The following is a 9043-nucleotide window of genomic DNA, read 5'->3' on the forward strand; positions in this document are numbered from 1 at the left end:
ACACGGGTTATGGGATTTCAGGCTGGAGTGGCAGAGGTGGTTCTCGCCCCCCCTGCGGGGACGCCGATGGCGGGTTACATGGCGCGGCAAGGACCGTCCAGGGGGTGGCTTGACCCGTTGGTCGCGCAGGCGCTGTACCTTGAAGGGCACCGAGGGCGGGCTGTCATCGTGTGTGCCGACCTCATTGCCGTGGACTGGGATCTTACCCGGGCAGTCAGGGATGTCCTTGGCCCGGGCCTCGGGGTACCTGCGGCTGGGGTAATGGTTGCAGCTTCACACACGCACTCCAGCTATGCGGGGGTTGTGGACCGCCTGCACGTGGCCGACCGACCTCAATCCGACCCCTGTCTGCGCGAGTATACTGCCCGCAGTCTGGCTGGAGTGGCAAAGCTGGCTGCCATGGCGCCCGAGAATTGTTATCTTAGCCTTGGCCGAGCGACGGTCAGGGGGGTCGGGGCGAACCGCGACGATCCCTCCATACCGGTCGATCCCGAAGTCACCGTGCTGGCGCTGAGCAGACAAGATGGCTCGTTGATCGCCGTGTTGGTCAACTACGCCTGCCATCCCACCGTACTGGGTGCGGACAATCTCCTGCTGTCCAGTGACTTTGTGGGGCCGATGCGCAGGACGGTTCAGAAACGCCTTCGAGCCGCAGGACTGGGGTGTCCGCCGGTGCTTTACACCAATGGCGCCGCCGGGGACGTCAGCCCTCGGTTCACCCGCCGCGCCCAGACATGGGCGGAGGCCCGCCGCATGGGGTGTCTGGTGGGGATCGCCGCCGCGACCGCGGTCCTGGGCGCTGAGCCTGTGAAGGGTTCCCTGGCCGTCGCATGCGGGGAGCGAGACGTGGCCCTTCCCGCAAGGATCCTCGATCCCGATGATTTGAAACACCGGGTGGCGGCCGCCGAATCGGAACTGCGGCGTGCGGAGCAAATGGGGCGGAGCCACGGGGAACTTCGGCGGCTGCGTACGATGTGGGAGGGGGCCCTGGTTCAGAGGGAGATGTATGGGCGTCTGCCAGTCCAGCTGACAACTCACCTGCAGGTGCTGCTTCTTGGTCCGATTGCGCTCGTGGGCGTGCCGGGAGAGCTTTTCTCGTGTCTCGGACTGCATCTCAAGGAGAGGAGTCCTGTCCCCGCTACGGTGGTGGTGGGCTATGCCAATGACTATCTGGGGTATATTGCCGACCGCGACGCCTACGCCGGCGGTGCTTACGAAGTACTGGTAAGCCCGTTGGCTGAGGGCTCTGGGGAGATACTTGTGGAACAATTGCTACGTCTGTGTGAGGACGTTTACAAGGCAGCAGCGGGTGTCGATACCGGAGGCGGGCGAAATTGAGGGGTGCTTTGGTAGGAAATGGTCACAGACGGGCGTACAAGGCCGTGGTCCTGGACGTTGACGGCACCCTTGTCACGGGGGCCGGCGCGGTATCGGAGAGGAACCGGACGGCGCTGGCGGCGGTCCAGCAGTTGGGAGTCCGCGTTGTGCTGGCTACCGGGAGGCACCCGCGCGCGATACGCCGTCTGTGCCACCACCTGGGTCTCAAGGGCTTTCACATTTGCGTCAACGGCGCCTTAGTCGTGGATCCTTTGAGCGGGGAAGTTGCCCTGGCTAGGTGTCTGAACGTCCCTGAGGTCGATGAGGTCCTCACCTTTTTTCGCAAGCATAGTTTCGGTGGCGCGCTATACCGCTCTGACGTGATCCTGACCGATCGAGAAGATCTCCTGGCCTCGTTCGCCGCATTTGAAGAGCGGCAAGTGTTTTATGTGCCGGAAATCTCGAGCCCTGATCCCGGTGTGCTCAAGATAATCGGTTTTCCTCCTCCAGAAGTGCCGTTCCGGGAGGCTTTTCAGCTTGTGCGGGACGCCTTTGGCACTCGCTTCTCAGTAACCTCAGGCGATTCCGCTTGCGTTGAAGTGGCCCATTGCGAAGCGACCAAGGGGACAGCCCTCCTTCGGTGGTGCCGTACCCACGGGATTGCCCCATCTGAGGTGATTGCTGTAGGTGATTCGTACAATGATTTGGAACTCCTCCAGGTAGCGGGTACTGGCGTGGCCGTTGCCAATGCTGTCCCCGAGCTGCGAAAGGCTGCCCGTCTGGTGGTGGGTTCTTGTGAGGAGGACGGAGTCGCCGAGGCACTGCGCCTTTTGTTCGGGTGGCCTGGTACTGGCTGCCTGGGAGGAGAGGGGGTGGTAGAACGCTAAACCGATGGATACAGTACCGCCGGTGGACGGGAGCGGGTGACCTGCGAAAACTGGCGGGATGCGTGCGAATAGCAGTTTTCGTCCGTTGCTCTCGCATAAAATCGCGGCCAAGGTACATGTTTCGCCAGAGTGGATGAAACCTAGCCGAACTCAATGCCGTACCGGAAGGAGTTCCTGATGTCTCGTCGAATGGTATGTACAACAGATCAACTGTACGGGAGGTTGCCGTGGAAGTTTTTCCAAGGAATAACCGCGTTCTGACGCCCCTTTACACACAGATTAAGCAGGCAATAAGGGACATGGTTGAGAGTGGGCAGCTCCGCCCCGGTGACCGTGTGCCCGGGGAGCGGGAACTGGCCGAGCAGTTTCGGGTGAGCCGCATGACTGCCCGTCAGGCCTTGAACGAGCTGGAGGCAGAGGGGGTAGTCGTGAGGGCGCAGGGGAAAGGGACATTCGTTGCGCGTCCGAAGATCAGGCAGGCACTTGTCTCCCTCACCAGCTTTTCAGAAGACATGATGCTCAGGGGTCTGGTGCCCGGGGCAAAGTACGTCAAGGTGGAAGTGATGGTGACGCCTCCCGATATTGCTGAGTTGCTCGGCCTGACCATCGCGAGCCAGGTGTGGAGGGTTGAGCGTTTGCGTACTGCCGACGGTGAGCCCATGGCTCTGGAAGTGAGCTACGTCCCGTACCGGTTGTGCCCCGATCTCGAGACTCATTTGACCAGGGAGGGCTCGCTGTACAGGGTATTTGAATGTGTCTATGGCTTTTCCCTGGCACGAGCGACTCAAACTGTGGAGGCGGCTTTGGCATCTAAGGACGAAGCGAGCGTTCTGGGCATCCGCCCGCGCACGCCTGTGCTGCTGTGTAGGCGACTCACCTACAGGCATGATGGGGTACCGATTGAGTACGTGAAGTCCTTGTACCGAGCTGACAGATACAAGTTCGTGGCGGAAATGGTGCGATCGGGAGGAGCAGCGGAGCGAACCCCGTTTCGGGAAGGAAGAACGTAGAAGGATAGCGGAGTTGCGCGAACAAATGGTGCTGGGAGCTGTGAACCCAAAGCCTGCGGAGGCGGGCAGTTGCGATCTGGCTTGGACCCGTTGGGGGTTGAGGCAGTGATGGGACAGTGCGTAAATGGGAACGGCACGATTACGTCGTCTTCGCGGCAAAGCTTGCCGCCCACGGTCGAGGTCTGGCCATCGTGTACGGATGTCGGAAGGCGTGCTGCAGACCTGATAGAATCTCAACTGGCCCGTCGACCCTGCTCTGTTTTCGCCCTGCCGACGGGTACCACGCCGCTGGCCATGTACGACGAAATCGTGAGGCGATGTGAAGAGGGTAACCTGAGGCTCGACGGTGCGAAGTTTTTCAACCTGGACGAGTATGTGGGGCTTCACCCCGGCCACGAGGGATCGTTTTACAGGTACATGCGGGAGCGTTTTTGGGGACCTGCCAAGCTCAAGGAATGGCAGTACGACGTCCCCCGAGGGTGGGTCCAAGACCTGGACGGAGAGTGCAAGCGATATGACGAGGCCATCGTTGAAGCCGGTGGGATCGATCTGGCGGTAGTGGGGCTTGGGGTGAATGCGCACGTTGGGTTCAATGAACCCGGTACCGACCCCGAACTTGGTACGCATCTGGTGGAGCTTTCTGAAAGCACGCGCCGGGCCCAGGCGGAGTGGTTCGGGGGCCTGGTAGGTCGTGTTCCGCGGCGCGCACTCACGGTGGGGATCCGAACGCTTCTTGGGACGCGTGCCATAGTCCTGATTGCTTGTGGGCGGCATAAGGCCAGGATTGTGCATGAGGTGCTCTTGGGTCCCCCAACGCCCGAGCGGCCAGCCTCTCTCTTGAGGATCCATCCCAACCTCACCGTTATTCTCGATCAGGATGCCGCAGGTTTGCTTTGGCCAAAGGAGTTCAAGGCCGAGGAGGCCTTGAAGACGGATACGGTGTAGAGCCAGGAGACGGGCAAATTGGCGGCGGGTGTGCACTCCGGTCCGGCAGCCCGGAGGTGGGTCGCCTCGCAATGGGATGCGTCTGCCGGGTTAGCTGAGCTCCAGCGGGCGGGCCGGGTCGAGGCTGGGGAGAAAGGAGGAAGTGCACGTGATCACTAAGGACGAACTGGCCCGCATGATCGAGCAGACCCTGGTGAAACCGACCGCCAGCAGGCAAGAGGTCAGGGCATTCCTGGAGTCGGCGAGGAAACACGGGTTCTATGCGGTAATGGTGAATCCCACGTGGGTAGAAGTGGCTGTCCAGGAGATGGCGGGTACCGGTATCAGGGCGGGCACGGCCATCGGCTTTCCGCTGGGGGCGACTCTTTCAGAGGTGAAGGCTTACGAGGCCTTCCGTGCGGTGGAGCGGGGGGCGCGGGAGATAGACGTGGTGATCAACATCGGGGCTCTCAAAGGGGGAGAAACTGACCTGGTGCGGGAGGACATGGCGACAGTGGTGAAGGCCGTGCATAGCGTTACCGGGGTGGATCCCCGCAGTGTGACCGTCAAGGCCATCATCGAGACCTGCTACCTCGATGAGAGAGAGAAGGTCCTTGCCGCCCAGCTGGCGGTGGAGGCGGGGTGCGATTTCGTCAAGACGTGCACGGGTCTTGGCCCGCGCGGAGTGACGGTCGACGATGTGGTCATCATAAAGCGGGCGCTGGCAGGCAAGGCCGGGATTAAGGCTTCCGGAGGAATCTACAACCTGGAATTCGCTTTGCGCCTGATCGAGGCGGGGGCAACCCGCCTGGGGACGAGCAAGGGAGTTGAGTTGCTCGAGGAGATGGAACGGAAGCACACCCAGGTGACAAGGAGGGCCGGGTACCACTGAGAGACAAGCTGCGCCGTCTTCGGGGGTTGGGTGAGGTGACCGGCCGGGTCGAACTGAGGGGTCAGGGAGCGTCGGGGGGCATCGCCATTGGCCCGGCGTACGTTTTCCGCAGGACCGTACAGGCCCTGCGCCGGGTGGTCGGGCCGGAGGGTGTGGCAGCGGAGATCGACCGGCTGCGCCGTGCCGTGGAGGTGGCACGGGCGCAACTGGCAGCCCTCAGGGAAAAGGCTTTACGGGAAGCAGGGACTGACCAGGCGGCGATATTCGAGGCTCACGATCTCATGCTACAAGATCCCGAGCTGGTGGGCAGGGCGGAGCTGGTGATACTCGAAGGGGAGTGCAACGCCGAATGGGCCCTGCAGCAGGCCGGTGAAAAGGTGGCCTCCTCGCTGGAGTCTGTGCCGGATGAATACCTGCGGGCACGTGCTGCCGATGTACGGGACGTCGTGTCTCGGGTGGTGTGCATACTCGAGGGGCGGTTCGGCCACCCGCTCGGCGAGCTTCCTGAGCCGGTGGTGGTTGTGAGCGAGGAGCTCATGCCCTCTGACACCGCGCAGACGGACCGGGACAAGGTTCTGGGCTTTGTAATGGAGCGAGGGAGTTCAACTTCCCACGCCGCCATTCTGGCACGGACGATGGGGATAGTCGCCGTGGTGGGTGTAACGGGGGTTCTGGAGGCCGTTTCTTCCGGTGACACCGTGGTAGCTGACGGCAACACGGGGGTTGTGGTGGTCGGCCCGTCTCCTGAAGAGCTGCAAGAGTGGGAGGTCAAGAAGCAGGGGTGGTATGAACGCAGAAAGAGGCTCCAGGCGCTGGTGTCCCTACGTGCGGTGACGAAGGATGGCCACCGGGTCGAGCTTGCCGCCAACGTCGGCTCGCTCGGAGATCTGGAGTCAGCCCTTGCCTGGGGTGCCGAGGGGGTAGGGCTATTTCGGACCGAATTCCTCTTCATGGACCGGGGTTCCCCTCCTTCGGAGGACGAGCAGTTTGAGGTGTACCGTCAGGCGGCACAGACGATGTCGGGCCGCCCGGTAATCATCCGCACGCTTGACGTGGGTGGGGACAAGCCCATCCCCTGGCTGGGCAGGCTGGAGGAGGCCAATCCCTTTCTGGGGTTGCGGGGAATCAGGCTGTGCCTGGAACGGGAGGAGGTATTCCTGACCCAGCTGAGGGCGTTGTTGCGTGCTCGGGTGTACGGCGACGTGTGGGTGATGTTTCCCATGGTGGCTGACGTAGGGGAGGTTCACGCTGCCAGGCGGCTCCTCGAGAAGGCGAGAGAGGAACTCGCGGCGGCGGGGGTACCGCACGGGGAGCTGCCGGTGGGGATTATGGTGGAGGTGCCTTCTGCTGCGCTGCTAGCCCGTCACCTGCTGCAAGAGGTGGACTTCGTGAGCGTGGGGACGAATGACCTCACCCAGTATACTCTGGCTGCGGACCGCAGCAATGCCCGGGTTGCGAGGTTGGCCGATGCGCTTCATCCTGCTGTGCTGCGCCTCATTGCTGAGGTTGCGGAGGCAGGGTGGCGTGCTGGAAAGTGGGTGGGTGTATGCGGTGATCTGGCTGGCGATCCTTTGGCAGCGCCCCTGCTGGTAGGGCTCGGTGTGAACGAGCTCAGCATGGCTCCGTCGCTCCTTTCTGAAGTCAAGGAAGCGGTGAGATCGGTATCGGTGACCGAGGCGCAGGAGTTGGCCCGCCGGGCGCTGGCCTGCCGGAGTGCCGGGGAGGTACGCGAGTTGCTCACCCACAACCGCCAACTGAAGTGAAATGGTCGCAGTCGGGAGGATGGCATAGATGGTTGAAGCGCGTGTCGTTGTGCGTACTGGTGTCGGGCTTCACGCGCGGCCCGCGGCGCTGCTGGTGCAGGAAGCTGTCAAGCATCCGTGCAGGGTGACCATTGAGTATGGAGGTAAGAAGGCGGATGCCAAGAGCATTCTGCAGGTGCTGGCTATGGGGGTCAGGGATAGCGAGGAACTCGTAATCCGCGCCGAAGGGGAAGGAGAGTCGGAGGCGCTGGCGTCGCTGGTGAGCTTGTTTGTCGAGGGGTTGAAGGGACCGTAAAGGGCGGTTTTTGCGGGTTACGCCGGCCGAACTTCGGGGCTGGTAAGGTACCTCCGACGTAAGGCTGCCTTTCCCTCCGCTCACAGGATTCTGCGGCGGCCCACTAGGACCGCCCCTGAGGGTCGGATAATATGGGCTCCATGTGGGCCCGACCAATCGGGGCAGGTCGCTTTGCGGGTGGTGGGGTTTCGCCTTCTCCTGGTAGCCGCAGGCCGAGGGCCGCTCGCTGCGGCCGGAGGTGCTGAAGGAGGGACTAACCGCAGCGGCTACGCTGCCCGGCGGTGAGTGCCGGAAGCGCGGGCAGGTGGAAGGTCAAGGAGGACAGGTGCTGTGCGCAGCCGAACGTATTATTGAAGCAGGCGACGCGTGCGACTGGGGGCGGAAGGCGTGCCGCTCACGGTTAGGGAAGCCCTTGCGCTGCCGGCCCTGGCCGGCAGCGAGGTGCTGGCTGGTTCGGCGGGCCTGGAGCGTGAAGTGACGAGTGTTACGGTGATCGATGCTCCGGATGGCATCAGGTTCATCCGGGGCGGGGAGTTCATCCTGAGCACTCTGTTCCTCTACAAGGAAGGCGAACCCGAGCAGGTGCGCCTGCTGGCGGAGCTCAAGGAGCGCGGAGCAGCTGCACTGGGCGTGAAGCTCAGGTTCGTGGAGACGCTCTCCGGCCAGGTAAAGGCCCTGGCTGACGATTGGCATATCCCCCTGGTTTGCGTACCCGATCACCTGGCCTGGAAAGACATCATCAATGCGGTGCTGGAGGAGTTGCTCGGCCGCCAGGCGAGGGAACTGCAGCAGTCGTGGGCCATCCACCGGTCCTTCATCGACCTTGCCCTGGAAGGGCGCGGACTGGCGGAACTCGCCCGAGCGCTGGCCGATCTGGTCCGCAATCCGGTGTTGATAGTTGAGAGCTGCAATGGTTCCGTGTTTGTGGCCGGAGGGGCGGAGGCCATGGGCGGTTCCGACAGACCCGCAGGGTCTTCCTGGGCGGGAACAGGGGCAACCCCGGGGAGCACTCACCTGGAGGGCGACGTGCTGGGGCCGTGGCTCGCCGCCGAGGGAGAGCATATGCACCCGGTGGTGGGATACGCGGGAATCTGGCGGGTCACCTCTCCCGGGGGAGATTCTCGGGTAGTAGGTGCGATCCGGACCGGTCGCCAGCAGGGCGGCTGGATCGTGGTATGGGAGCGCGACGGTACCCTTGACGGCTGGGGTTTCACCGCCATGCAACATGCCGCCACGGTGGCCGCCCTGGAAGTTGAGAAACTGCGTGCCCTGAGGAATCTGGAGCGATCGATGCGGGATGATTTCCTGCATCACCTGGTGCGGGGTGATTTCGAGTCAGAGGCCACAGCCAGGGAAAGAGCCTGGAAGCTGGGCTGGGAGTTGGGGGACGTCTATGTGCCCGTGGCAATTAGGCTTGTGGGCACGCCTGTGGGATGGCTTGACGAAAAGGGCACCCGGGCCGCATGGCGGGTGGTTGACCTGTTGCAGGGATACGGCCTTCCCCCGCGCACCATGGCCGGGGTGGACCACGCTGAGCGACCCCTTGTGCTGTTCCCGGTCGCCCTGGACAGCCCGGGCCGGGCGGACGACGTGGTGGCCCGTGAGATGAGGCGGCTCATTGGCTTGGTTAGTAGAAGGTACCCGAGGCTTGAACTACTGGCAGGGATCGGGCGGCCGGGGCGGGGGCTGCAAGGGCTGAGCGTGAGTTACAGGGAAGCGGTCACAGCTCTGGAACTGGCCCCGTCGCTGGCTCGGGCTGGCCCGGTGGTCCAGTTCCGCGATCTGGGTGTGCATCGGCTGGTGCGTGATGCGAGCGGTTCGGAGGTGGCTGAGTTTGTTCGCGATATCCTGGGGCCGCTGATTGACCACGACCGCAAGCACCGGACGGAACTGGTGCGGACGCTACGGGCATTTCTCGAGCACGGCGGCAACTACCGGGAGGCCGCTCGCGCGCT

At 63.1% G+C, this 9043-nt stretch carries 8 protein-coding genes; all 8 read left to right on the forward strand.

Going from position 1 to position 9043, the window contains the following annotated elements:
• Positions 1-9: 9 nt before the first annotated feature.
• Complete coding sequence (locus AB1446_03020) at positions 10-1338, forward strand: neutral/alkaline non-lysosomal ceramidase N-terminal domain-containing protein (protein ID MEW6545875.1); 1329 nt, start codon at positions 10-12, stop codon at positions 1336-1338.
• Positions 1335-2204: a Cof-type HAD-IIB family hydrolase gene (locus AB1446_03025; protein ID MEW6545876.1), complete on the forward strand. Its 870-nt coding sequence runs from the start codon at positions 1335-1337 to the stop codon at positions 2202-2204. The genes AB1446_03020 and AB1446_03025 overlap by 4 nt, the downstream gene beginning before the upstream one ends.
• 194 nt (positions 2205-2398) lie before the next feature.
• Entirely contained in the window at positions 2399-3214 is an 816-nt protein-coding gene (locus tag AB1446_03030) for a GntR family transcriptional regulator (GenBank protein MEW6545877.1), read from the forward strand.
• Positions 3215-3283: 69 nt separating this feature from the next.
• Positions 3284-4159: a glucosamine-6-phosphate deaminase gene (locus AB1446_03035; protein MEW6545878.1), complete on the forward strand. Its 876-nt coding sequence runs from the start codon at positions 3284-3286 to the stop codon at positions 4157-4159.
• A 175-nt stretch (positions 4160-4334) separates the two neighbouring features.
• Positions 4335-5030 (forward strand): deoxyribose-phosphate aldolase, encoded by a 696-nt coding sequence (gene deoC, locus AB1446_03040; protein MEW6545879.1) that lies wholly within the window; start codon positions 4335-4337, stop codon positions 5028-5030.
• A gap of 35 nt (positions 5031-5065) precedes the next feature.
• Positions 5066-6793 (forward strand): phosphoenolpyruvate--protein phosphotransferase, encoded by a 1728-nt coding sequence (ptsP, locus tag AB1446_03045; protein ID MEW6545880.1) that lies wholly within the window; start codon positions 5066-5068, stop codon positions 6791-6793.
• Positions 6794-6821: 28 nt separating this feature from the next.
• On the forward strand, positions 6822-7088 hold the full coding sequence (locus AB1446_03050) for an HPr family phosphocarrier protein (protein ID MEW6545881.1): 267 nt from the start codon (positions 6822-6824) through the stop codon (positions 7086-7088).
• 387 nt (positions 7089-7475) lie between these two features.
• The coding region (locus tag AB1446_03055) for a PucR family transcriptional regulator ligand-binding domain-containing protein (GenBank protein MEW6545882.1) at positions 7476-9043 on the forward strand (1568 nt) is incomplete at its 3' end.

Source organism: Bacillota bacterium (assembly GCA_040757085.1).
Lineage (GTDB): Bacteria > Bacillota > Sulfobacillia > JACIYH01 > JACIYH01 > JACIYH01.